This window comes from Kyrpidia tusciae DSM 2912 (assembly GCF_000092905.1).
In the GTDB taxonomy this organism is placed as follows: domain Bacteria; phylum Bacillota; class Bacilli; order Kyrpidiales; family Kyrpidiaceae; genus Kyrpidia; species Kyrpidia tusciae.
Genome location: NC_014098.1, coordinates 3,305,779 through 3,329,137, shown reverse-complemented (window position 1 = coordinate 3,329,137; position 23,359 = coordinate 3,305,779). Strand labels below are relative to the sequence as shown.

25 protein-coding genes are annotated in these 23,359 nt (G+C 62.2%); 22 read left to right on the top strand and 3 right to left on the bottom strand.

Annotated features, from left to right (window positions below; all coding sequences use genetic code 11):
- Window positions 1-5 precede the first annotated feature (5 nt).
- Both dapD and BTUS_RS16235 read left to right on the top strand, forming a co-directional pair.
- Window positions 6-707 carry a 2,3,4,5-tetrahydropyridine-2,6-dicarboxylate N-acetyltransferase gene (gene dapD, locus BTUS_RS16240; RefSeq protein WP_013077153.1) on the top strand — a complete coding sequence of 234 codons (702 nt, stop codon included), beginning with the start codon at window positions 6-8 and terminating at the stop codon, window positions 705-707.
- Window positions 704-1,849, top strand: coding sequence for an N-acetyldiaminopimelate deacetylase (locus BTUS_RS16235; protein ID WP_013077152.1), 1,146 nt, complete (start codon window positions 704-706; stop codon window positions 1,847-1,849). The genes dapD and BTUS_RS16235 overlap by 4 nt, the downstream gene beginning before the upstream one ends.
- A 38-nt stretch (window positions 1,850-1,887) precedes the next feature.
- Here the strand turns inward: BTUS_RS16235 and BTUS_RS16230 are convergent, their stop codons facing one another.
- Complete coding sequence (locus BTUS_RS16230) at window positions 1,888-3,477, bottom strand: gluzincin family metallopeptidase (RefSeq protein ID WP_013077151.1); 1,590 nt, start codon at window positions 3,475-3,477, stop codon at window positions 1,888-1,890.
- Between the two features lie 149 nt (window positions 3,478-3,626).
- On the opposite strand from BTUS_RS16230, the gene glpX reads away from it, so the two are divergent.
- Both glpX and rho read left to right on the top strand, forming a co-directional pair.
- On the top strand, window positions 3,627-4,595 hold the full coding sequence (gene glpX, locus BTUS_RS16225; RefSeq protein WP_013077150.1) for a class II fructose-bisphosphatase: 969 nt from the start codon (window positions 3,627-3,629) through the stop codon (window positions 4,593-4,595).
- Between the two features lie 148 nt (window positions 4,596-4,743).
- Window positions 4,744-6,000: a transcription termination factor Rho gene (gene rho / locus BTUS_RS16220; protein ID WP_013077149.1), complete on the top strand. Its 1,257-nt coding sequence runs from the start codon at window positions 4,744-4,746 to the stop codon at window positions 5,998-6,000.
- 65 nt (window positions 6,001-6,065) lie between these two features.
- Here the strand turns inward: rho and BTUS_RS16215 are convergent, their stop codons facing one another.
- Window positions 6,066-7,208 (bottom strand): glycerate kinase, encoded by a 1,143-nt coding sequence (locus BTUS_RS16215; protein ID WP_013077148.1) that lies wholly within the window; start codon window positions 7,206-7,208, stop codon window positions 6,066-6,068.
- Window positions 7,209-7,362: 154 nt separating this feature from the next.
- On the opposite strand from BTUS_RS16215, the gene BTUS_RS16210 reads away from it, so the two are divergent.
- The 3 genes from BTUS_RS16210 (at window position 7,363) to BTUS_RS16200 (ending at window position 8,767) form a co-directional block, all read left to right on the top strand.
- Entirely contained in the window at window positions 7,363-7,659 is a 297-nt protein-coding gene (locus tag BTUS_RS16210; protein ID WP_013077147.1) for an SHOCT domain-containing protein, read from the top strand.
- A gap of 109 nt (window positions 7,660-7,768) precedes the next feature.
- Window positions 7,769-7,966 carry a 50S ribosomal protein L31 gene (gene rpmE / locus BTUS_RS16205; protein ID WP_041306519.1) on the top strand — a complete coding sequence of 66 codons (198 nt, stop codon included), beginning with the start codon at window positions 7,769-7,771 and terminating at the stop codon, window positions 7,964-7,966.
- 126 nt (window positions 7,967-8,092) lie between these two features.
- On the top strand, window positions 8,093-8,767 hold the full coding sequence (locus BTUS_RS16200) for a YhcN/YlaJ family sporulation lipoprotein (protein WP_013077145.1): 675 nt from the start codon (window positions 8,093-8,095) through the stop codon (window positions 8,765-8,767).
- A gap of 62 nt (window positions 8,768-8,829) precedes the next feature.
- Here the strand turns inward: BTUS_RS16200 and BTUS_RS16195 are convergent, their stop codons facing one another.
- The gene (locus BTUS_RS16195; protein ID WP_013077144.1) at window positions 8,830-9,063 is read right to left on the bottom strand and encodes a hypothetical protein; all 234 of its coding nucleotides are present in this window, start codon (window positions 9,061-9,063) and stop codon (window positions 8,830-8,832) included.
- A gap of 177 nt (window positions 9,064-9,240) precedes the next feature.
- On the opposite strand from BTUS_RS16195, the gene prfA reads away from it, so the two are divergent.
- The 15 genes from prfA (at window position 9,241) to BTUS_RS16115 (ending at window position 23,232) form a co-directional block, all read left to right on the top strand.
- Window positions 9,241-10,308, top strand: a complete 1,068-nt coding sequence (gene prfA, locus BTUS_RS16190; protein WP_013077143.1) for a peptide chain release factor 1 — start codon at window positions 9,241-9,243, stop codon at window positions 10,306-10,308.
- Window positions 10,309-10,319: 11 nt separating this feature from the next.
- Complete coding sequence (gene prmC, locus BTUS_RS16185; protein WP_013077142.1) at window positions 10,320-11,210, top strand: peptide chain release factor N(5)-glutamine methyltransferase; 891 nt, start codon at window positions 10,320-10,322, stop codon at window positions 11,208-11,210.
- A gap of 110 nt (window positions 11,211-11,320) precedes the next feature.
- Window positions 11,321-12,154 (top strand): stage II sporulation protein R, encoded by an 834-nt coding sequence (gene spoIIR, locus BTUS_RS16180; RefSeq protein ID WP_013077141.1) that lies wholly within the window; start codon window positions 11,321-11,323, stop codon window positions 12,152-12,154.
- 13 nt (window positions 12,155-12,167) lie between these two features.
- Entirely contained in the window at window positions 12,168-13,247 is a 1,080-nt protein-coding gene (locus BTUS_RS16175) for an L-threonylcarbamoyladenylate synthase (protein ID WP_013077140.1), read from the top strand.
- 180 nt (window positions 13,248-13,427) lie between these two features.
- A complete protein-coding gene (locus BTUS_RS16170) occupies window positions 13,428-14,009 on the top strand; it encodes a manganese efflux pump MntP (protein ID WP_013077139.1) in 582 nt (193 codons plus the stop codon).
- Between the two features lie 14 nt (window positions 14,010-14,023).
- Window positions 14,024-14,755 carry a ZIP family metal transporter gene (locus tag BTUS_RS16165; RefSeq protein ID WP_013077138.1) on the top strand — a complete coding sequence of 244 codons (732 nt, stop codon included), beginning with the start codon at window positions 14,024-14,026 and terminating at the stop codon, window positions 14,753-14,755.
- 553 nt (window positions 14,756-15,308) lie between these two features.
- The gene (locus BTUS_RS17220) at window positions 15,309-16,403 is read left to right on the top strand and encodes a DarT ssDNA thymidine ADP-ribosyltransferase family protein (RefSeq protein ID WP_013077137.1); all 1,095 of its coding nucleotides are present in this window, start codon (window positions 15,309-15,311) and stop codon (window positions 16,401-16,403) included.
- Between the two features lie 250 nt (window positions 16,404-16,653).
- Window positions 16,654-17,286 (top strand): low molecular weight protein arginine phosphatase, encoded by a 633-nt coding sequence (locus tag BTUS_RS16150; protein ID WP_013077136.1) that lies wholly within the window; start codon window positions 16,654-16,656, stop codon window positions 17,284-17,286.
- A 159-nt stretch (window positions 17,287-17,445) separates the two neighbouring features.
- Entirely contained in the window at window positions 17,446-18,519 is a 1,074-nt protein-coding gene (locus tag BTUS_RS16145) for a YeeE/YedE family protein (RefSeq protein ID WP_013077135.1), read from the top strand.
- 36 nt (window positions 18,520-18,555) lie between these two features.
- The gene (locus BTUS_RS16140) at window positions 18,556-18,783 is read left to right on the top strand and encodes a sulfurtransferase TusA family protein (RefSeq protein ID WP_013077134.1); all 228 of its coding nucleotides are present in this window, start codon (window positions 18,556-18,558) and stop codon (window positions 18,781-18,783) included.
- Between the two features lie 189 nt (window positions 18,784-18,972).
- Window positions 18,973-19,461, top strand: a complete 489-nt coding sequence (gene rpiB, locus BTUS_RS16135; protein ID WP_013077133.1) for a ribose 5-phosphate isomerase B — start codon at window positions 18,973-18,975, stop codon at window positions 19,459-19,461.
- Complete coding sequence (locus BTUS_RS16130; RefSeq protein WP_013077132.1) at window positions 19,446-20,033, top strand: TIGR01440 family protein; 588 nt, start codon at window positions 19,446-19,448, stop codon at window positions 20,031-20,033. The genes rpiB and BTUS_RS16130 overlap by 16 nt, the downstream gene beginning before the upstream one ends.
- Window positions 20,034-20,055: 22 nt before the next feature.
- On the top strand, window positions 20,056-21,306 hold the full coding sequence (locus BTUS_RS16125; RefSeq protein WP_013077131.1) for a serine hydroxymethyltransferase: 1,251 nt from the start codon (window positions 20,056-20,058) through the stop codon (window positions 21,304-21,306).
- Between the two features lie 14 nt (window positions 21,307-21,320).
- Window positions 21,321-21,950, top strand: a complete 630-nt coding sequence (gene upp, locus BTUS_RS16120; protein ID WP_013077130.1) for a uracil phosphoribosyltransferase — start codon at window positions 21,321-21,323, stop codon at window positions 21,948-21,950.
- A 97-nt stretch (window positions 21,951-22,047) separates the two neighbouring features.
- Window positions 22,048-23,232, top strand: a complete 1,185-nt coding sequence (locus BTUS_RS16115; RefSeq protein ID WP_013077129.1) for an acetyl-CoA C-acetyltransferase — start codon at window positions 22,048-22,050, stop codon at window positions 23,230-23,232.
- The last annotated feature ends 127 nt before the right edge of the window (window positions 23,233-23,359 follow it).

Genomic DNA, 23,359 nt, shown 5'->3' with positions numbered 1-23,359 from the left:
CGGAAATGGACGCGAAGGAAATCATCGCGTTTATCCAGAACAGTAAAAAACGCACGCCGGTCAAAGTCTACCTCAAAGGCCGGCTGGATGGAATCGATTTCGGGCCGGAGGCGAAAGCGTTCATCTCCGGAGACGTCGGTGTGGTGTTCGGGGAATGGGACGAGCTTCGAGAGGTTCTTGCGGCTCACCAGGATCGCATCACCGATTGGGTGGTGGAAAGTGATCGGCGGAATTCTGCGATTCCCCTCCTTGACACCAAGGGGCTCCAGGCGCGGATCGAGCCCGGAGCCATCATTCGGGACCGGGTGGAGATCGGGGAGCGAGCCGTGATCATGATGGGGGCGGTGATCAACATTGGGGCGGTCATCGGGGAGGGTACGATGATCGACATGAACGCCGTGGTGGGCGGTCGAGGGATCATCGGAAAGAACTGCCACATCGGCGCCGGTGCCGTCATCGCCGGGGTGGTGGAACCTCCATCCGCCAAGCCCGTGGTGGTGGAGGATGATGTCGTGGTCGGGGCGAACGCCGTGATTCTGGAAGGGATCCGGGTGGGCCGGGGCGCGGTGGTGGCGGCCGGCGCGGTGGTGATCGAAGACGTTCCGCCCCACACGGTGGTGGCGGGGACTCCGGCCCGGGTCATCAAGCAGATCGACGAACAAACCCGGGCGAAAACGGAGATTAAGCAGGAGCTGCGGCAACTGTGACCCCGGGGGCTCTCGACCTGCAGGCGATCCGCCGGGATCTGCACCGCATTCCCGAGCCCGGATTTCAGGAGTTTGAAACCCAGCGTTATATCCTCGATGTCCTCGCCCGGCTGCCCGCATCCCGTATCGACGTAAAGACGTGGCGCACCGGCGTGTTGGTGCGGATCAAGGGCACGGCCCCCAGGCGGGTGGTTGGCTACCGGGCGGACATGGACGGGCTTCCGGTGGAGGAGGCTACGGGCCTGGCTTTTCGTTCTGAGCGTCCCGGTTATATGCACGCCTGCGGCCACGATGTCCACATGACCGTGGCCTTGGGAGTGGTGGAACACTTCGTACACCACCCTGTGCGGGACGATCTGGTGGTGGTGTTCCAACCTGCCGAGGAGGGGCCGGGAGGTGCCCGGCCCATGCGGGAAAGTCCGGAGTTTTCGCGGTGGACGCCCGACTGGATCATCGCCCTTCACGTGGCGCCGGAGTATCCCGTGGGGACTATCGCGCTGCGGGAAGGGACGCTGTTCGCGGGCACCTCTGAGCTGTTTATCGACCTCATCGGCCAGGGCGGCCACGCGGCCTTTCCCCACCGGGCAAAAGATATGGCGGTGGCGGCCGCCCATCTGCTCGTTCAACTGCAGACCGTGGTGGCCCGGAACCTCAACCCCCTGGATGCGGGGGTTGTGACCATCGGGAGGATGGAGGCCGGGACGAAGCAGAACATCATCGCCGAGCGGGCGCGCCTGGAGGGGACGATCCGGGCGCTTTCCACCGAGTCCCTCTCCCGGATGAAAGGGCGGATTGAGGCGCTGGTCCGGGGGATTGAAGAGGGGTTCTCCTGTCGGGCGACCATCGATTACGGGGCGAACTACCGGCAGGTGTACAACACGCCGGATTTGACCCGGGAGTTCATGGATTGGGCCGCCCGGGAAGGCGGGGTGAAGGTCATAACCTGCGAGCCCGCCATGACGGGCGAAGATTTCGGGTATTTTCTCGAAACGATTCCCGGGTTTATGTTTTGGCTCGGCGTCGACAGCCCCGAGGGGCTGCACAGCGCCGGCATGAACCCCGATGAACGGGCCATCGACATTGCCGTCTCCTTGTTAACCCGATATTTTACATGGAAAATCGAACAGGATATCGCGGTGTAAGCGATCGCCCGGAGACTCGACCGCCGGCCGACGGTGTTTCACGGTGTCTCGTCCGCAAGATGCAGATGGCCGCCCGGATCCAGATGGCGAAGGACAGTGCGATAAGGGGCGTCGAGCCACAAGTTTGCCCGCTCCAGGGCTGCGGGGTCGGCCTGCTGTAGGCTGTCCCGCCACCGATCCGCGGTGAGGACCGCGCCCGCGTGTTGCCGGTAGAGGGTTTGCAGCCAGGAGAAAAACCGGTCGTCCCCCATGGCCTGGCGCAGATCCCGGTACATGAGGACGGGGCGGAGATATTCGAGGAAGTAATACTGCCATTCGGTGTCAAAATCTTCATAGGGCCGCTCCGTTGCCCCGAGGTCCCGGGTGGGAAGGGCAACGCCCGGGTGGCCCGGCGAATAAGACCGACCTTCCCGGAACCAACTCGTCAGGCGATTCATGGCCGCTTCGTACGCTTCCGGGCCGTATCGGCTTTCTTCATAGAGATAGGAGCTGTAATCCGCCAGCCCTTCATCCATCCACGGCGTCAGCCCTTCGTAATCGCCCACGGCGCTATACCACCACAGGTGGGCGAGTTCGTGGGCCGTCCACCGGTCGGCGTCCTGCTCGGGCATCTGCCCGTTCCACAGGTCAACGTCGATCAGTGCTAAATTTGGCAGCTCCTGGGCGAAGGTGGTGCCGGGCGGAGTCTCCACCAAGGCCACCGCCTGGGTCGGCAAGGGGCCAAATCGGGCGCGGTAAAGGTTCAAGGCCGCCGTTGCCGTGGCTTCAAGCGCAGCGCGGTGTTCCGGGGCGAGAAGGCCGAGGTGGACCGTCAAGCCGTCAGCCAAAGTCAGGGTTGTGTCCTGGTACCTCGCCGACCCCACCAGGGCAAAATGGCGCAGGGCGCGCCCGTCCATCTTGACAGTGACCGTCCCGTCAGCCGAGGGCGCGGCGCTTTGCGCCGGGGCAGAGGCGTACCAAGTCATCCCCTTCGGTGCCGTCCAGGTGATCCGGTAGTCCGCGGTGTCGACGATATAGGGTTCACCGAATCCCTTGGACGGAGGCGGCGTGATCCAACCTGTTTGATCCCGGGATGCGAGGATGGGATACCAATAGGCGAGAATCCATACCCCGTCCCGCTCCCCGTAACGGGTCCCGCCGCCGGGGATGTCTGTGGTAAACTCCAGGGTCAGCCGGGTGGGAGTCCCGGGCCCGACTTGGACCAGCAGTTGTTCTCCCAGCACCTGATAGGGGACGCTCTTTTCACCTCGGTATACCCCGTGAACCCGAATGCCGCCGGGATTTAAGGGATAGAGATAGAAGTGGACCGGGCTTGGCAGGGGATCCCGCCACTGCACGGTTTCCCGGCCGCGGATCTGATGGTGTTCAGGGTCTAACTCGGCCTCGATCTCATAGGTGATGGGCGCTGCGGTCTGCGGCTTTCCGGGAGCGACATTCCGGGCGGCGGGCTCCTCCCGGGAGGCAAAAGCTTTGGCCCATTCGCTCGCAAAGGTCCTGTGCGCGTAATGCGCGGCGGCTGCCGACAATTGCACCCAGGAGCGTTCGGGATAAGCGGCGGTCTTGACCACCAGGGAAGTGGATCCCATGGCGATCAAGAGGGCCAAAACGACGCCGATCCACCTCTGCACCCTGACCACCTCCGTACCCATCTCGAATATCGAACCCTCACTTGATAGATTCATATCGTATGGGTCGCTTCCTGCCTGGGCGTGCTTTTGGAGACGGCTTTGTCGTGCTATAGTTAAAGGTGGAGAGCGATCGTGGGGAGGCGGACCGGGTGGAACGGGAATTAGCCATGGAATTGGTTCGGGTGACCGAGGTGGCCGCCCTGGCCTCGGCGCGGTGGATGGGCACCGGCAAGAAGATGGAGGCCGATGACGCCGCCACCGCGGCGATGCGGCGCATGTTTGACACGGTGAACATGAACGGTATTGTGGTGATCGGTGAAGGGGAGATGGACGAGGCCCCAATGTTGTATATCGGGGAACACCTCGGAACCGGGAGCGCCCCGGAGGTCGATGTGGCGGTGGATCCCTTGGAGGGTACGAACATCGTCGCCAAGGGATTGTGGAACGCCATTACGGTGGTGGCAGCGGCGCCCCGGGGAACCTTGCTGCACGCCCCGGACATGTACATGGAGAAGATCGCCGCGGGCCCCCGGGCCAAAGGAAGGATCCACCTGGATGCCACGGTGAAAGAGAATCTGATGGAAGTCGCCAAAGCCAATGATAAACATATCAGTGAAGTGGTGGCCATCCTGCTCGATCGCCCGCGCCACGAATCCTTGATTGAAGAGATCCGCAGTGCCGGCGCGCGGATTAAACTCATCACCGACGGAGATGTCGCGGCAGCCATCAATACGGCTTTCGAGGAGGTCGGAGTGGACATCATGTTCGGGACCGGCGGAGCCCCGGAGGGGGTCCTGGCTGCCGCCGCGTTAAAATGTCTGGGCGGTGAGTTCCAAGGACGCCTGGTTCCCCAAGACGATGCCGAGCGGGAACGCTGTCGGACGATGGGGATCAGTGATCCCCGCAAGGTGCTGACCCTGGAAGATTTGGTGCGCGGGGACGATGCGATCTTTGCCGCCACCGGGGTCACCGAAGGGGAGTTGCTTCACGGCGTGCGGTTTTTGTCGAAAAACACCGCCAAGACACACTCGCTGGTCATGCGTGCGAGAACGGGCACCGTCCGGTTCATTGAAGCGAGACACCGATTGGACCGCAAACCTCATCTCGTTCTTCGCTGATGGCCGGCTGCCGGTTTGGCGCCGGTCCCAATTGCCTCCTTTCATTTCACCTTCCTGACGAGGTTTCACCGATTCGAAGCTCGCAGTTTGTTCAACGTTGGCCGGGCCGGGCTATGCATGAAATTATCCGAAATGCAGGTGACAGCATTTGCACATTGGGGAATTGGAATCGAAAAAACTCACCGAGTTGTATAAGCTGGCGAAAGAATACCAAATTCAGCATTATGGCCAGATGAAGAAAAAAGAATTGATTTTTGCCATCTTGAAAGCGCTGGCCGAACGGGACGGGTTCATGTTTGCCGAGGGCGTATTGGAGATCATGCCCGACGGCTACGGATTTCTGCGGCCCATCGGTTATCTGCCCAGCAATGAGGACATCTATGTGGCCGCGTCCCAGATTCGCCGGTTCGACTTGCGGACCGGGGACCGAGTGTCGGGAAAGGTTCGGCCGCCCAAGGACAACGAGCGGTATTTCGGTTTGCTGCACGTCGAGGCGGTGAATGGCACGAGCCCGGAAGCTGCCGCGGAACGACTGCATTTTGCCGCACTGACCCCGCTTTTTCCGAATAAAAAGCTCGTCTTGGAAACGACTCCGGACCGGCTGTCGGCGCGAATCATCGATCTGATCGCTCCGGTGGGGCTCGGCCAGCGGGGGCTGATCGTCGCGCCGCCCAAAGCCGGGAAGACCCTTCTTCTCAAAGAGATCGCCAACAGCATCGGCACCAACTATCCGGAGATCGAGTTGTTTATTCTGCTGATAGACGAGCGGCCGGAAGAAGTGACCGATATGCAGCGTTCCGTCAAGGGTGAAGTGGTGGCCTCGACCTTTGATGAAGTGCCCGACAATCATATTAAGGTGGCCGAGCTGGTGCTGGAAAGGGCCCAGCGCCTGGTGGAGCACAAGAGGGATGTGGTCATTCTCCTGGACAGCATTACCCGCCTCGCCCGGGCGTATAATTTGGTCATTCCCCCGAGTGGCCGCACTCTGTCGGGCGGAATTGACCCCGCCGCGTTCCACCGGCCCAAGCGCTTTTTCGGAGCCGCCCGGAACATCGAGGAAGGCGGCAGCCTGACCATCCTCGCCACAGCCCTCATCGACACCGGATCTCGAATGGACGATGTGATCTATGAAGAATTCAAGGGAACGGGCAATATGGAACTTCACCTCGATCGGCGCCTGGCCGAAAAGCGGATTTTCCCGGCCATCGACATCCGGCGCTCGGGCACCCGGCGGGAAGAGTTGCTCCTCACCCCGGACCAACTGGACCGCCTTTGGGCCATGCGGCGGGCCATGAGTGATACCCCGGACTTTACAGAACTATTCCTGAAGAAACTGAAAGAGACCAAGACAAACGCCGAATTTCTGGCTACGCTGGATGTGCGAGAGCGCAGCGCCCGGGCTTAAAGGGGCCTTGGACTTTTCCAGACCTCCCGCGACCGCCCCGAAGATTACGAACGGGTTTCATCGCCTCAGCGAATTCCCCTGGCCATTCGCCAGGTGAGCAGGATCTCTTTGGCTGCGCGGTAAACCCCAGCTTCTCCGGCGGCAATGGCTTCATCCAATGTGCACGGTCCGAGTACCGCGCTAAAACAGACCGCGGGCCCGATCCGGCGAAGCTCATCATACCCAGGCCCCAGACCACCGGACAAAATCACGACCGGTACACCCAGGGAAGCGGCGATCTCCAGTACGCCCATTGGCGTTTTTCCTCGGGCGGTCTGGTGGTCGGTGTTGCCTTCTCCTGTCAGGACCAAATCTGCGTCCCGCACTCGGTCGGGAAGCTTGACCGCTTCGGCCACCAAGCCCACACCGCGCTCCAGGGACGCGCCGAGCCCGGCCACCAGACCGGCCCCGAGTCCTCCCGCCGCTCCCGCCCCCGGCAGTTCCAGGACGCTCCGCCCGGTGGCGGCCTCAAGCAGCCGGCCAAAATGTTCCAGAGCCTTATCCAACGTCCGTACCAGTTCGGGAGTGGCGCCTTTCTGCGGGCCGAATATTGCGCTGGCGCCCTGGGGGCCGATCAAGGGATTGTCCACGTCGCAGGCGGCCCGGACTCGTACGCTGGCCAGCCGGGGATCCAGATGTTGAAGATCGACCCGGGCTGCCCGGGCCAGGGCGATACCGCCCGGAGGGAGATCCTGGCCTTCCGCATCGACGATCCGGGCTCCCAAAGCCTGCAACATACCCGCGCCGGCATCGTTGGTCGCCGACCCCCCCAGGCCGATCAAGAGTGTATCACATCCTTCGTCCAGAGCTGCCCGGATTAACTCGCCGGTACCGTAGGTGGACGCCCGGCCGGGATCCCGCCGATCTGCCGGAATCAAGGGCAGCCCCGACGCTTGGGCCATTTCGATCACCGCCGTGCGGCCGTCCCCGAGGATGGCGAAGGTGGCTTCAACCGGGGCGCCGAGCGGGCCCGTTACCCGGGCTTGCACGCGCCGGCCCCCCGTCGCGGCCGCCATCGCGTCTACCGTGCCTTCGCCGCCGTCGGCCATGGGGATCTCCTCCACCTGGGCATCGGGGAATACCTCCCGGGCCGCCCTTGCCATGGCCGCCGCCACCTTCACGGCGCTTAGACTGCCTTTATACGAATCTGGTGCAATCACAATTTTCACAACTGATCACCCTTCCTGCGGCGTCAGGCCGTGGCGCCCGGCCTCCGCGGATTCGTAACATGTTGCCGTCCCTTGTTCATGATACAATAAAATTGCAGGGTGCCGCGGACCCAATGCCTTTGGTGCCCTCAGCCCAAGCAAGGGGGATGAGTGAATGATGTACGGATATGGACCTGGTGTCGGACCGGGCACAGATTGGGGGTGGTGGCCGATGGGCATGTTTGGCATGATGGGACTTGGCTTTCTCCTGTGGATTATCATTGTGGGCTTGGTGATCTGGTTTATCGTTTTCTTGGTCAGGCGGTACGGTGGACACGCCGCTCCCGGGGGCGGGTGGTCCGGCGATCGGGCGGAACAGGTGCTGCGCGAGCGCTACGCCCGGGGAGAGATCGACCGAGAAACCTTTACCAATATGATGAAAGACCTCCAAGAGCATCGGCCAAAATGGTGAGGGGCGATGGGAGAACTTGCCATTGCGATCTACGGTGCGATGGCGATATAATGTATGTTGGCGCTTTTGATCTGTGCGGCAGGTGTCCGAGGAAGGCAGGTGAGTGTTCGTGAAGGCTGGAATTCATCCGGAGTTTAAGATCACAAAAGTGACGTGCGCCTGTGGGGAAACCTTTGAAACCGGTTCTGTGAAAGAGAACCTGCGGGTGGAGATCTGCTCGAAGTGCCATCCGTTTTTCACCGGCAAGCAGAAGTTTGTCGACACCGGCGGGCGCGTCGAGCGGTTTAAGAAGAAATACAACATGTGAAGTGCCACGCGGCATTCCGCCGATGAGCCGGCTCCCCGGATCTCCTCCGGAACGATGGGAGTCGGCTTTGTTGTTTCAATCCTTTCTCACCTGGGCACATTAAAGCCGAGGTGAGGAGGTGACGCGATGAGGCAGAGGCGGAGAAATTGGCGGAGCGGTGCCGCTGCGGCGGTGGGGGCGGCCCTGGTGATCACGGGATGCGGGATCGGGCAGCCCGGTGCCGGGGCCCAACCCCCCGCCGCGCCGAAGATGGATCGGTCGCGGATCGATGTGGACGGCGACGGGGACCGCAACCGTTGGGCACACGGACAAGACGTCCTGAACCCGCCGGTTAGTCTGGGGACCCTGCCATCTCCCCGCTCCGGCGCCGGTGTGGCCGGCGGAGAGGCGGCTTTGGCCGACCGATTGGCGGATGTGGCCTCTTCGGTACCCGGGGTGCAGTCGGCGGCGGCAGTGGTCCGGAATCACCGGGCTTTCATTGGAATTCGCGTATCCATGCCCATTCGGGACGCCGAGCGCACGGAGCAAGTGAAAACCGAGATTCGCCAGCGGCTTCTGATCACGGCGCCAGTTATCAACGAGGCGCATATCACCGAAGACCGGACCTTGCTGCGGCAGATTGAAGACGTGGCCGACGCCGTGCGGGCGGGAAGACCGGTGAGCGATTTTCAGTCGAGGATCGACCGGTGGCAGCGGCAGATTCCTGCGGTCAAGCCCAAACTCGAACCCCCCGCGCCCTCCCCGGCCAGGAATTCGGTCAACACACCGCCCACTCCGGCACCTCCCTTTCGAGGCCCGTGACCCCGGACTCAAAACGTGAACATGCACAATCAAAGCCACCGGCGTCGGTGGCTTTGTAACGTTTATCGGCTGATGGACCGTCCGCCAGGCCCCGAAGCCGTGCGAAACCGCGGCCAAAAGGCCTTGAGGTGACAGCGGATCGTCGTCCGGATCGTCTCTGCGGGGAAAGATTCAAGAGCGTTGTAGCGGGCAAGCCCGTCGTACACCGCCTGCACCAACTCTCGGGTGCGGGCCGGAGATTCCCCCAGTTCCGGTGCCAACTCTTTGGCCCACTCATCAAGTTCTGCCTGTTTCACCCTACTCACCCCCGAATCGAAACACCGATCCCCATTGTACAACCAATTGACCGGGGATGAAAGAGGAAAATCCCGTATTTTCGCCTCCTTCGGTTTTCCCGGCCAGGGAATTCCTTTATAATATTAAAATGGTATCGTTTATGTGCGGCTGGGCGATACGGTCAAGGAGGAATGACCATGTGGGACAAACTTCAGGCGATCGAGGAACGCTATGAGGATCTAGGCCGCCGCCTGTGCGACCCCGACGTCCTGGCCGATCCGGAGAAACTGCGGACCTATTCCAAGGAACAGGCCGATCTCGAAGAGACCGTTCAAACGTACCGGGAGTATAAACAGGTGGTTTCCGCTCTCCGCGAGGCCAAAGAGATGTTTGAGGAGCGCCTGGACGAGGAGATGCGGGAATGGGTGAAATCGGAGATTGCCGCCCTAGGGCATCGGAGGGAAGAGCTGGAGGCTAAACTCCAGATTCTTCTTTTGCCCAGGGACCCCAACGACGATAAAAATGTCATCGTGGAGATCCGCGGCGCCGCCGGCGGCGAGGAGGCCTCTTTGTTCGCCGCCGACCTGTTTCGCATGTACACCCGATATGCGGAGCGCCAAGGATGGCGGGTGGAGATGATCGATTCTCACCCCACCGATCTTGGCGGCTTCAAAGAAGTGGTCTTCAGCGTTCAGGGCCGGGGGGCTTACAGCCGGTTAAAATTTGAAAGCGGGGCCCACCGGGTCCAGCGGGTGCCCACCACCGAATCCGGAGGCCGCATCCACACGTCCACGGCCACCGTGGCCGTCATGCCCGAGGTGGAAGAGGTCGAGGTGGAGATCCACGAGAAGGATCTCCGCATCGATACATTTTGTTCCACGGGCCCGGGGGGACAGAGCGTGAACACCACCCAGTCCGCGGTGCGGATCACCCACCTTCCCACGGGCATCGTGGTATCCTGCCAAGATGAAAAATCCCAGCTTAAGAACCGGGAGAAAGCCATGAGGGTCCTCCGGGCGCGGTTGTACGAAAAATATCGCCGGGAGCAGCAGGAGGAGCTGGCCCAAACCCGTAAAAGCCTGGTGGGCACCGGGGACCGCAGCGAGCGGATTCGCACGTACAATTTTCCCCAGAATCGCGTCACCGACCACCGCATCGGCCTGACCCTCCACCGCCTCGACGCCGTGCTCGACGGCGATTTGGACGAAATCATCCACGCCCTGATCGCCGCGGATCGAGTGGAGAAATTATCCATTGCCCAGTGAGGAACCTCCCCGTGACCGTTCATGAAGCATTGAAGGGGGCCGTGGCGCAGTTGCGAAAAGCCGGGGTGGAGGATGCTCGGTTGAGCGCCGAGGTGCTCATCCAGCGGGTGCTGGGCGTGGGCAAAGCGCATCTCTACGCTCATCCGGACCGGGTGCTCACCCAGGAAGAGGAACGGCGGATTGCCGAAGGGGTCAGCCGCCGGGCCCGTCGGGAGCCCCTGCAGTACATCACCGGGGTGGTGGAGTTTTACGGGTTGGAACTCGAAGTCGGTCCCGATGTCCTCATTCCCCGGCCGGAGACCGAAGGGCTGGTGGAGCGGGTTCTGGGGTGGCGCTCCATGTGGGAACGCCCGCTGATCGCCGATGTGGGTACAGGCAGCGGCGCCCTGGCTGTGGCCCTGGCTCACCACTGGCCCGGGGCCCGGATCGTGGGCATCGACGTATCACCCGGGGCGTTTCAGGTGGCTTCCCGGAATATACGGCGGCACGGGCTGGCGGATCGCGTCAGCTTGGTACAAGGGGATCTCCTCTTCCCGTTGCTCGACCATGGGCAGCGAGCGGATATCGTCGTTTCCAATCCTCCGTACATTCCCTCCGGGGATATCGACGGCCTGCAGCCCGAGGTTGCTCGGTTTGAACCCCGGGCGGCCTTGGACGGGGGCGGGGACGGCCTGGACGTGTACCGCCGGCTCTTCTTCCAGTTGCCCGAAGTTCTCTCCCGTCCGGGGGCCGTAGCCGTTGAAGTGGGGGCGGGCCAAGCCGGCGCGGTGCGCCGCCTTCTGGAGCAGAGCTGTGGCGTTGTGGCGGGCGGCGCTGGCGGCGCAGCCGCTGTCCAGATGGAAACGGGGACAGACCGGGATCTGGCGGGCATCGAACGGGTGGTCTGGGCCCGCCTCTCATAACCCGCTGCCCCTGTCTATCGAAATCCAATCATAAATTCGTAAGGTTTAAGATTTCTCCCCGCCGGCCATACTGCTGGTACGACAGCAGCGGTGAGGCGGGGGGATGAATCGTGGAAGAGCAAGGGCGGCAACCGAAACGTCCCCGGCCGTGGGCGGTGTGGTTGTGGCGGGGCATGGTCGGCCCTTTGGCCTTGGCGCTTACACTGGGGGTGGGGTGGATCGGGGCTTTGCTTCCCGATCGGTCCTGGAGGCCCCAAGAAGGGCCCAGCGGGGTTCCGGTGACCGTTGCCCCGGGCGCCTTTACCCCAGGGGCACATCCCGCCGGGACCGCCTTCTCGACGGGTGGACAACTCCTCTCTCCAGATGCGCCCGGAGGTGCGGGGGGCGCCGATGACACCGTTATACCGATCCCGAATCAGGCGATCCGCCTGCGGATCATCGCCAACAGCGACCGGCCCGAAGACCAGGCGGTCAAGCTCAAAGTCCGGGACAGGGTTATTCAACTGGTTTCCGATCATCTGAAGGGCGTGACGACCGCTGACGAGGCCCGGGCCAGGCTGGGCGCCCTGGTGCCCCAGGCGGAGGCGATCGCCCAGGAAGAGGTCCGGGCCGCGGGGTTCCACTACCCGGTGCGGACCGATTTTGGAATGGTGCCCTTTCCGACGAAAATCTACGGGGATCAGGTGTACCCCGCCGGTCGTTACGAAGCTTTGCGGATCACGTTGGGAAATGGCCTGGGGAGCAATTGGTGGTGTGTCCTCTTTCCGCCCCTGTGCTTCGTCGATTTAACGAACGGCGATGCGGTTCCCACGTTTCACGAAAAGGGGAACGTCACCACCGTGGAGTTGCCCGGTGTCGATGGTCATAAACAGCCGGTGGTCCTAAGGTGGTTTATTGTTGAGCTCATCATGAAAATCGTGGAGTGGTTCCGGCATCTTCGCTGATGGGGGCTTGAAAATGGAAACCAAGTGGATGCGTGTGGCCGCGGCCCTGGACGATCCGGAAGAGTTGAGAAACGATCCGGCCATCCTCGAGGCCGCTGATTTTTTGCGCCGGGGAGAGGCGGTGGCCTTTCCCACCGAGACGGTCTACGGGCTGGGGGCAAACGCCCTGGATCCCGCTGCCGTGGACAAAATCTACTTCGCCAAGGGCCGTCCGGGGGATAATCCGCTCATCGTACACATCGCCGAACGGCGGCAAGTGGATGACCTGGCCGAAGAGATTTTCCCGGCGGCCGCGCGGTTGATGGAAGCGTTTTGGCCGGGACCGCTGACCGTCATTCTCCCCGCGGCGGACCGGGTGCCCCGGCGCACCACCGGGGGGCTGGATACCGTGGCCATCCGCATGCCCGCCCACCCGGTGGCCGCCGCCATCTTGCGAGTCGCCGGGATTCCGGTGGCGGCCCCCAGCGCCAACCGCTCGGGCCGCCCCAGTCCCACCACGGCGAAGGACGTCTGGGAGGATTTGGCCGGCCGCATTCCCCTCCTGGTGGACGGCGGACCGGCGGGGATCGGCGTGGAATCCACGATAATCGGCTGGCCCCAGGGGCGGCCGGTGATCCTCCGCCCGGGGGGCATCAGTCCCGAAGAGCTGCAGGACGTGCTGGGGGAGCCGGTGGAACTGGACGACTCCTGGAAAGCTTCGGTGGACCGCCCTTTGGCTCCGGGGATGAAATACCGGCACTATGCCCCCAAGGGGCAGTTGTATCTCCTGCGGGGCGACCTGGATGCCGCCCGGGCGGAGATCGTGCGCCGGGCGACGGCCGACCACGCCGCCGGCCGCCGGGTGGGGGTGTTGACCACCGCCGAAGGGCAGGGGGTGTATCCCGCCTTCTGCGCGGTGGTGGCCTGCGGCACCCGCCGGGACCTGGCCACGGTGGCGGCCGGCCTCTACTCGGCCCTCCGGTCTTTCGATCACCTGGGGTGTGAGGTGATGTACGCCGAACCGTTTCCTCCCGAAGGCATCGGTTGGGCCGTTCTCAATCGCCTGATCAAGGCCGCGGGGCACCGCGTGATCCAAGTCCATGGGGCAACATGAACGGCGGCCATACCGATGGCAAAAGGGATGATTGTATCACAAGCGATCCTCACTCCGTAATCGCCGTCCGCCCAGCCTGCAGACGTGCCCCATGCGCCCCCGCCATGTCTAACCTTCGGCGTGTCCGCATAGACATGGTCCCAGACGGGCGGGACGACCCCGACCGATGTGGACGAAGGGATGACGGCTATGGCGGGGGTTGGGTACGGGATCGGCATGGTGCCGGAGGAGTGGGCCACCTTGTTGTTGCTGGCGGTGGCCTTGGGGTTGGACGCCTTCTCGGTCGGGCTGGGCGTGGGGTTGACCAAGCCTCGTCCGGCGGAGATTCTGCGAGCCAGCGCCGCGGTGGGCGTCCTCCACGTGGCTTTTCCTATGGCGGGTCTCAGCTTTGGCATGAATCTCCACTATGCCATCGGCGATGTGGCCAAATGGCTCGGATCTGTGGTTCTCATCGTGATCGGCGGCAACATGATTTGGCACTCCATGCGGGAAAAAGCGGAGGATTGGATGCGGTCCGGGGTCAGGTACGGCTGGCTTTTGTACGCCTTCGGGGTCAGTCTCGACAGCCTGACGGCGGGCTTCGGACTGGGGTTATTCAATGTGAATCCTTGGGGCGCCGCGGCCCTTTTTGGCGTTTCCGGAGCTCTGTTGTCCGCGGCGGGACTCGCCGCGGGGCAGCGGGTGGGCAGGTGGCTCGGAGGATACAGTGAAGCCGTGGGCGGGGCCCTGCTCATCGCCGTGGGCTGCCATTTTCTGTTGTAGAGGGGGCCCCGGCGGTGGATCCGGTGTTGTGGATCAGTTTATGGTCTGGGATGGCCACGCCACTCGGGGGATTGTTGGTTTTGTCTCTCGGGGAGCGGGCCCGGCGGTGGTTGGCGCTGTGCCTCGGAATTGCCGGAGGAATAATGGCCTCGGTGGTGGGAATCGACCTGTTGCCCTCAGCGCTTCGCCACGGGGGGCCGGCTGCCTTTTGGGGTGGGGGCCTGGCGGGGGTCGCGTTTATGAGTGTGCTGCGCCGGGCGGTGGAGCGCGGGATGGACGGCTGGAACGGCGATTTCGAGCAGAAACACCTCATGAGGTTGGGTTGGTTTCTCGCCTTTGCCATCGCCCTTCACGATCTGCCCGAGGGCCTGGCCATCGTGGCCGGTGAGCAGGTGGCGCCCTCTTTGGGAGCGGTCTTAGCTCTGGCCATCGCCCTCCACAACGTTCCCGAGGGGATGAGCATCGCCCTGCCCCTCCGCATGGCCGGCCTATCGCCCCTCATGGTGACGGTGGTGACCGTGGCAGCCGGGCTTGTCACACCCTTGGGGACGTGGATGGGGATGAACCTTTTTCAAGCCGGTCCCGCCGGGGTCTCCTATGCCCTGGCCTTTGCGGGGGGAGCCATGGCCTATGTGGTGGCCCGGGATATTCTACCCGAAGCCCTGGAGGAGGATTGGCGGGAAACTTTTGCCGGAATTGTGGTGGGGGCGCTGGTGATTCATTTTGCCGCCCGGTTACATATGTGAAGGGGCCGATGGGAGGGTCAGCGGCATAGCGCGCCGCTTGATGTGAATGGTTCGACTCCGAAAATGTCGTGCCACAACGCTACTACAGGTTGGGGAACGGATGATTCCTCAATGGCGCGAAGCAAAGCATCCGTAAAACCGGCCCACGTATCATCCGCCGCTGAATAAACAAAAATCTTCGCCTGTGGTGCGATCATTCGTGCACTTTCGTAGACAGCCGTAGCGGGGTCAGATACTCGATTGCCCGCCCCGGGCCGATCAAAAAATGAGAGAGGGGTGTATCCGATTCCTTCTTCCTCGGCCAAGCGGTTGATGTCCCCTTCATCCGGGTACCCGATGGTCACTAGAGCAATGCCCGATCCGGATCCATCGACATTGTCAGGGACGTGATAGAGTTCGCGTACTGACTCGCCCCCCGGTTTGTCGAACCCTGTGGGAGCGAAAACAGAACCGAAGAGGGTTCGGTGGAAATCGCCTGTTGATATCGGGTATAATCAAATGAAAGGGTACCAGTGAGGTTCTCAGCCGTCTTAATCGAAGGGTGTGGTTCACAGTGTTGCGATATGTCGCGACAGACCTATTTCAAAGTCCCGCGCAGGTTCTCGTCAATACTGTGAATACCGTGGGTGTGATGGGCAAAGGTGTCGCGAAGGAATTTGCCTCTATATATCCTGACATGTATACGAAGTACCGAGCATTGTGTGAGAGGCATTTATTTGATATCGGCCAGCTATGGTTATACAAAACCAGTCATAAGTGGATTTTGAATTTTCCAACTAAACGGCACTGGCGTTCACTTTCAAAAGTCGAATATATTGAAGCTGGCCTGAAGAAATTTGTCGACACGTACGCTCAGAAGGGGATCACTTCGATCTCTTTTCCTCTGCTGGGGTGTGGGAATGGAGGTCTAGATTTCGACTCGCAGGTTCAACCGGTTATGGAGAAATACCTACAGCCCCTCCCGATTGATGTGTTTGTTCATTTAACACAGAAGTTCAACAAAAGTGAGGCCGAGCATTTGAAACCGGCGGAAATGAAGCGTTGGCTTCGTTCCAATCCGTCCATCTTGAGCTTAACTGGCATCTATTTGCCAAGACATTTAGATGATGTAGGGACAAAACTGGGCCCCAACCGATGGTGGACGAAATACCTATTTCACTTCACGGATGTTAAGAATGCAGCGCAAATACTGTCCTCCGGTTCGTTGCTGTCGCGAAATGAGGCAATGGCTCAGGGTATGATGCTTAATGATAACGCGAGCCCGGAAGTACTGGCGCAAACAGACGAACGGTGGAAGGACTATGTCCGTTTCTACTTTCGTCCAAAGACACCCACTCAATACCGAAATGAAGGATTTTTGCCTCCGGACGAAAGATACCTGCGCGCCCATTGCCCTGTACCCATTTTTTTCTTATTTGATGCAGTCTCGTTGCTATCTCTGCCAGAATGCGCCTTTTCAGACATAACGCTTGCTTCTCCAAACGCCACGACTTTTACCCATGTAGAAGATTTCAAGCGCCTTAAATTCGACTACATTTACCACGAAGGTCCCTATGATAAGAGTAGGCCGAATATTGCGAACTATCGGCAGGCCGAAGTTGTGGTACCCATCCAAGGTTTTGAAGTTGGATCTCTCATGGTTAACTAATTTTGGAAACATATCAAGTTGAACTGCGGCTTGACGCGAATCTCGCCTATAAAGGTCGCTACGTGGGGGAAGAATTGCCTTTTTAACTTTGAGAACCTGCGTTGACCTCCCCGTTGTGCCGCGGCTCTCCGAGTCGATATACTAAAGGCAAATCTGTCCCGGGAGCGGCTGGGATCGACCTCGGATGACCCCGGCGAGATGGAAGTCCGCGGGGTGCAGCCTGGGACAATAAGAGGACGGAGAGTTGAAGATGCGGATCTTGTTTGTGTGCACGGGCAACACCTGCCGCAGCCCCATGGCGGCCGCCCTGCTGCGCCGTCTGGCCAAGGAGCGAAGGTACTCCTTGGAAGTCCGGTCGGCGGGCCTGGCGGCGGTCCCCGGCTTGCCGGCATCGGAGCACGCCCGGGAGGTCCTCCGACGTCGCGGGGTGGAAGATGTGGAGAATCACCGCAGCCGAAGTGTGGCGCAAGAGGATGTGGAGTGGGCGGACGTGGTGCTGACCATGACCGAGGGGCATAAACGGATGATGCACGCCCGGTTTCCCTCAGCAGTCAGCAAAGTTTTTACTCTCAACGAATACGCCTGGCCCGGGGAGAACGCCAAGGACATCGCCGACCCCTTTGGAGGGGATGTGGAGGAATACGCGCGCTGTCTGGAAGAAATCGAGAAGGCGCTCACGGCGCTCATGGATCGATTGACCCGGGAGACGGAAGGCACCCAGGCAGAGCATCAAGCCGGAGAGGCGGGCGGCAATACAGAAGGCGCCGGGAATGGCGGGCCGCCTAGACATGCCCGGGAGGATGCAGAGGACACCCAGGGCGGTCCTTCGGATGCACCGGGTGGGCAGTCGCCACCGACACCGCGGGCGGCTGACAACGATTGATCAATCAGGGATCACGACCCGCGTGAGAAGCTGGCCTTCCTGGCCGGGGTGCCATACACCCCGTTTTTTATTGCTCTCAAAATATACTTGTCACATTGGAATATAAGACATATAATAGGGCCCGAGGATTTTACATTTTTCCGATTGGAGGGCTTTGAAATGGTCTCGGTCATCGTCCTCGGCCTGCTTTGCGGAGCACTGCTGGGATTCGTGCTCCAGCGGGGCCGATTTTGCTGGGTCAGCGCTTACCGGGATGTGTACGTCCTCGGGGACACCCGGCTGTTTGTCGCCACCATGGTGGCCATTGCCGTGCAAAGTATCGGCGTATACGCCTTGGCCGCTCTCGGCGCCATCCGGATTGCCCCGGTGCCCTTTACGTGGGTGGGGGCCATCGCGGGCGGTTTTGTCTTCGGCATCGGCATCGTGATGGCCGGGGGCTGCGCCACGGGTACGTGGTACCGGGTGGGGGAGGGATTGATCGGCAGCTGGATCGCCCTGTTTGGCTACATGCTCGGTGCGGCGGTGATGAAATACGGCGCCCTGAAGCCGCTGTACGACCGCCTCACCGCGGCCAAAGGGCCGGATTCCTTCGTGTATCAAAGCCTCGGCGTCTCCCCCTGGGTGCCCATCGCCGCCTTCGCCCTGGTGACGGCCTGGGCGGTGCGATGGCATTTGCGCCGGGAAGGCGGGCCCATGCCGGGGCTGCCGGCGAAAAAGCGCGGCCTCAATCATCTATTGTTCGAGCGGCGCTGGCACCCCTTCTTCACCGGCATCTTGGTGGGGCTGATCGCCGTTCTGGCCTGGCCGCTCAGTGAGGCCACCGGGCGGATCTACGGCCTCGGCATCACCACGCCGTCGGCGAATCTCCTGCGCTATTTGGTCACTGGGGATCTAAAGTCCATAGATTGGGGCGTATTCTTGGTCCTCGGGATCGCCTTGGGCTCGTTTCTCGCGGCAAAAGGCAGCGGAGAGTTTCGCTGGCGGGTGCCCCCGGCCAAAACTGCTGTCATTAGCCTAATCGGCGGTCTGTTCATGGGGTTTGGAGCCGGGCTGGCCGGGGGATGCAGCATCGGAAATGGCCTGGTGAACACCTCCCTCTGGTCTTGGGAAGGATGGGCGGCCACGCCGGCCATGATCCTCGGCACGTGGTTCGCCGCGTATTTCGCGGTCGTGCGTCCCATGCGGGCGGCGGGGGCCCCAGGCCGGGGGGCGGCTCTGCGTCAGGGCGCGTGATCGCGTGTCTTGGAACGGCATGGGGAGGTGAGGAAAATGACCCATCATTTGCAAGTTCTCGGCTATGTCTGTCCCTTTCCGGTGGTGGAGGCCGAAAAGGCCATGGCGAACCTGGCTCCCGGGGATGAACTGGTGATCGACTTCGACTGCACCCAGGCCACCGAGAGCCTTCCCCGCTGGGCGATGCAGCACGGCCATCGGGTGACGGCCTTCGAGCAAACCGGAGACGCCCAGTGGCGCATCCGAATCCAAAAGGCGAGCTGAGGGTTGTGTTGATACTCCTTCCCGCCCTCCCGGCCCGGCCTCGTTGCCCCCGGGAGGGTAATTTTTTTGCCGCGCGGCGATCCGCCCTTTGGGTGCGTGGGCTCGGGGGAGTGGCCTTACCCCACGACGTTCCGGTTGCCCTTTTTTCCTGCCAAAGGATAGAATAAAGGGGGAAATGGAGGGAGAGCCGTGAACGTGGCCATCGCCGCCGACCACGGCGGTTTCGCGCTGAAAGAGCATTTGAAAACCGTACTGGAAGAGTTGGGGATCCCCTACACGGACTTCGGCTGCCACAGCGAGGCGTCGGTGGACTACCCGGACTTTGCCGTGCCCGTCGCTGAGGCCGTGGCGAGGGGGGAGTACACCCGGGGGGTGTTGATCTGCGGCACGGGTCTTGGCATGGCCATCACCGCCAACAAAATCCCCGGAATCCGGGCGGTGACGGTGCACGATACCTTTTCGGCCAAGTTCACTCGCCTTCACAATGACAGCAATGTGCTGACTATGGGCGGCCGGGTGATCGGGCCCGGGTTGGCAGGGGAGGTCCTGCGGGTGTGGCTGGAGACGCCCTTTGAGGGCGGCCGCCATCAGCGGCGGCTGGACAAGATCGCCGCTGTCGAAGAGAAACGGCCAGAGATCAGGTCGGAGGCGGGGGATCCGGCGTGTCCGAACTGCTGAAAGATCCCGTCCCCGAAGATCTCATCCGCAGCGTTTACGACCAGACCCTGGCCGCGGTAGAAGAGTTGGTCCAGGTGGCGGGGCTCAACGGCGGGACGCTCCTGGTGATCGGGGCGAGCAGCAGTGAGATCGCCGGGCGGCGCATCGGGACGGCGGGATCTTTGGAGATCGGCCGGGCGGTGGCCCGGGCTCTGCGGGAGATTCGTCAGCGTTTCGGGGTGCCCATCGCCGTCCAGGGGTGCGAGCACATCAACCGCGCCTTGGTGGTGGAGCGGGAAACGGCGGGGCGCTTCGGGCTGGAGGAGGTGCGGGTGGTCCCGGTCCCCGAGGCGGGGGGAGCCGTGGCTTCGGCAGCCTTTCGCCTCTGGAAAGATCCGGTGTGCGTCGAGGCGGTGCGGGCCCACGCCGGCATTGACATCGGCGACACGCTGATCGGCATGCACCTGCGCCCGGTGGCGGTCCCGGTCCGCCTCAAAACGGACCGGGTGGGAGCGGCCCGGGTGGTGGCGGCCAAAACCCGTCCAAAGTATGTGGGAGGTCCCCGAGCCAGGTACAGCCTGGACGACGGGTGAGCCAGGAAGGAGAGACGCGTTTGTGAGCCATTTGCGACTGATCGACCCGGAAGTGGCCGCGGCGATCGAAAAAGAGTTGAACCGCCAGCGAAACAAGATCGAACTCATCGCCTCGGAGAATTTTGTCAGCCGAGCCGTGCTAGAAGCGATGGGCACGGTACTCACCAATAAATACGCCGAGGGGTACCCGGGCAAACGTTATTACGGCGGCTGCGAGTACGTGGACATCGTGGAGAACCTCGCCCGGGAACGGGCGAAACAACTGTTCGGAGCGGAACATGCCAACGTCCAGCCCCACTCCGGCGCCCAGGCCAATACGGCCGTGTATTTTGCCCTTCTTCAGCCGGGCGACACGGTGCTCGGCATGAACCTCTCCCACGGCGGACACCTGACCCACGGCAGTCCGGTGAACATCTCCGGGAAACTGTATCATTTTGTCCCCTACGGCGTGGACGAGCACACCCAGCGGATCGATTACGACCACGTCGCCCGCCTGGCCCGGGAGCACCGGCCGAAGATGATCGTCGCCGGGGCCAGCGCCTATCCGCGGATCATCGATTTTCCGAAACTCCGGGAGATCGCCGACGAGGTCGGAGCGTATCTGATGGTGGATATGGCTCACATTGCAGGGCTGGTGGCCACGGGGCACCACCCCAATCCCGTCCCTTACGCCGACGTGGTGACCAGCACCACCCACAAGACGCTGCGGGGGCCCCGGGGCGGACTCATCCTGTGCAAGGAGCGCTTCGCTAAAGACATCGATAAAGCCATCTTCCCCGGCATCCAGGGTGGCCCCCTGATGCACATCATCGCCGCCAAGGCGGTGGCTTTCGGAGAGGCGCTCCGGCCGGAGTTCCGGGACTACAGCCAGGCGGTGGTGGACAACGCCCAGGCTTTGGCGAAGGCGCTGATCGATCGCGGGTTTAACCTGGTCTCCGGCGGGACCGACAATCATCTGATGCTCGTGGATGTCCGGAATTTGCGCCTCACCGGCCGGGAGGCGGAACGGCTGCTGGACGAGGTCGGGGTGACGGTGAACAAAAACACCATCCCTTTTGATCCAGAAAGCCCCTTTGTGACCAGCGGAATTCGGATCGGGACCCCGGCGGTGACCACCCGGGGCATGGGGACGAAGGCGATGGAGACGATCGCGGAAATCATCGATCTGACCCTGCGCCACCAGGATGAACAGCCGGCCATCAACCGGGCGATGTCCCTGGTTCGGGGGCTGTGCGAACAGTTTCCGCTCTACCAAAGTGTGGAAGCGCACTGAGCGAGGGGACGGCCGTGGGGCGAGTTCACGTTTTGGACCATCCGTTAATTCAACATAAGTTGACGCTGATTCGCGATAAAAACACCGGGACGAAGGAGTTTCGGGAGCTCCTGGAGGAAGTGGCCATGCTCATGGCCTACGAAATCACCCGGGATCTGCCCTTGGAGGAGACGGTGGTGGAAACACCCCTCGGCCCCGCCAGGTCCCGGGTCCTCTCCGGGCGGAAACTGGGCGTGGTGCCCATTCTGCGGGCGGGACTGGGCATGGTGGAAGGCGTTCTGAAACTGATCCCCGCCGCCAGGGTCGGCCATATCGGCCTCTACCGCGACCCGGACACCCTTCAACCCGTGGAATATTATTGCAAATTGCCCACCGACGTCACCGAGCGGGAGCTCATCGTCATCGATCCGATGCTCGCCACCGGCGGCTCGGCCTCGGCGGCGATCCGGTTCATCAAGGAGAGGGGCGCCCGGCACATCAAGTTGATGTGTCTCATCGCCGCCCCCGAGGGCGTTCAGCGGGTCCAGTCGGATCACCCTGAAGTGGATTTGTACACCGCGGCAGTGGACGAACGTTTGAACGACCACGGATACATCGTGCCGGGCCTTGGTGACGCCGGCGATCGGCTGTATGGCACAAAATGACCCGGAGTCTTGAAGGGCGTGAACCGGGGGGCCAGGCGGACGCCGGCGGCCAAGTGGACGGGTGGGGCTTCGGCTCGGGAAGGGAGAGGGAGAGATCATGGTGGACGTAGTGATTACTTCAGCAGTGCGCACCGCCGTCGGAACTTTTCAAGGGGCACTGTCCCGGGTGCCGGCGCCGGAACTCGGTGCGGCGGTGCTCAAAGAGGCGGCGGCCCGGGGCGGGGTGGATCCGGAAAGGCTCGACGAAGTTATTATGGGCAACGTCCTTCAGGCCGGTCTGGGGCAAAACCCCGCCCGCCAGGCGGCGATGAAGGCGGGCATTCCCCAAGAAGTCCCATCCATGACGATCAACAAGGTCTGCGGCTCCGGACTCAAAGCGGTGATGCTCGCCGCCCAGGCGATCAGGGCCGGGGATGCCGAGATGCTTTTGGCCGGCGGCATGGAGAATATGAGCCGGGCGCCCTATCTCACCGAGGGGGCGCGAAGCGGTCTGCGCATGGGCCACGCCGAACTGGTGGATTCGATGATCAAAGACGGGCTCTGGTGCGCCTTCACCGACGTGCACATGGGGATCACGGCGGAGAATGTGGCGGAGCGCTACGGACTCACCCGGGAGGAGCAAGACGCCTTCGCTCTGCGCAGCCAGCGGCGGTCGGCGGCGGCCATCGCCGAAGGCCGTTTCAAGGACGAGATCGTCCCAGTGGAGATCCGGGGGCGGAAAGGGGAGGTCTCCGTTTTTGACACGGACGAACACCCCCGGCCGTCGACCACCGCGGAGGCCCTGGCGAAGCTCCGCCCGGCCTTCAAAAAGGACGGCACCGTCACGGCGGGCAACGCCTCGGGGCTCAACGACGGCGCGGCAGCCCTGGCGGTGATGAGCGCGGCCCGGGCAACGGAATCGGGCGCGAAACCCCTGGTCCGGGTCGTCTCCTATGCCTCGGCGGGCCTCGATCCCGCGGTGATGGGGCTGGGGCCGATTTATGCGACGCGCAAAGCCCTGGACCGGGCAGGGCTTACCATGGCGGACATCGGACTGGTGGAGGCCAATGAAGCCTTTGCAGCTCAGTCCCTGGCCGTGGCCCGGGAGCTCAACATTCCGGATGAGATTCTCAATGTCAACGGCGGAGCCATCGCCTTGGGCCACCCCATCGGCGCCAGTGGAGCCCGAATCCTGGTCACCCTCATCCACGAAATGAAGCGCCGGGGCGTACGTTATGGTTTGGCCACGCTGTGCATCGGAGGAGGCCAAGGGGCGGCGATGATCGTGGAAAACGTCCGGTGACCGGAGTACTCCGACCAGGCCGATCTCCAGGCATTTCCGGAAATCTGAACAAATCGTGAGGATTTTCGGCCAAAGCCGCGGCACGTCCCGTTTCCGTACAGGTTTCGTTGACAACCGTACAGCGTTT

What these genes read in the sequence shown, in the direction of transcription:
- dapD (WP_013077153.1), top strand. Translation starts at nt 6, where the DNA reads ATGGACGCGAAGGAAATCATCGCGTTTATCCAGAACAGTAAAAAACGC.
- BTUS_RS16210 (WP_013077147.1), top strand. Translation starts at nt 7,363, where the DNA reads ATGATGTACGGATATGGACCTGGTGTCGGACCGGGCACAGATTGGGGG.
- BTUS_RS16200 (WP_013077145.1), top strand. Translation starts at nt 8,093, where the DNA reads ATGAGGCAGAGGCGGAGAAATTGGCGGAGCGGTGCCGCTGCGGCGGTG.
- prfA (WP_013077143.1), top strand. Translation starts at nt 9,241, where the DNA reads ATGTGGGACAAACTTCAGGCGATCGAGGAACGCTATGAGGATCTAGGC.
- BTUS_RS16175 (WP_013077140.1), top strand. Translation starts at nt 12,168, where the DNA reads ATGGAAACCAAGTGGATGCGTGTGGCCGCGGCCCTGGACGATCCGGAA.
- BTUS_RS16170 (WP_013077139.1), top strand. Translation starts at nt 13,428, where the DNA reads ATGACGGCTATGGCGGGGGTTGGGTACGGGATCGGCATGGTGCCGGAG.
- BTUS_RS16150 (WP_013077136.1), top strand. Translation starts at nt 16,654, where the DNA reads ATGCGGATCTTGTTTGTGTGCACGGGCAACACCTGCCGCAGCCCCATG.
- BTUS_RS16145 (WP_013077135.1), top strand. Translation starts at nt 17,446, where the DNA reads ATGGTCTCGGTCATCGTCCTCGGCCTGCTTTGCGGAGCACTGCTGGGA.
- BTUS_RS16140 (WP_013077134.1), top strand. Translation starts at nt 18,556, where the DNA reads ATGACCCATCATTTGCAAGTTCTCGGCTATGTCTGTCCCTTTCCGGTG.
- BTUS_RS16115 (WP_013077129.1), top strand. Translation starts at nt 22,048, where the DNA reads ATGGTGGACGTAGTGATTACTTCAGCAGTGCGCACCGCCGTCGGAACT.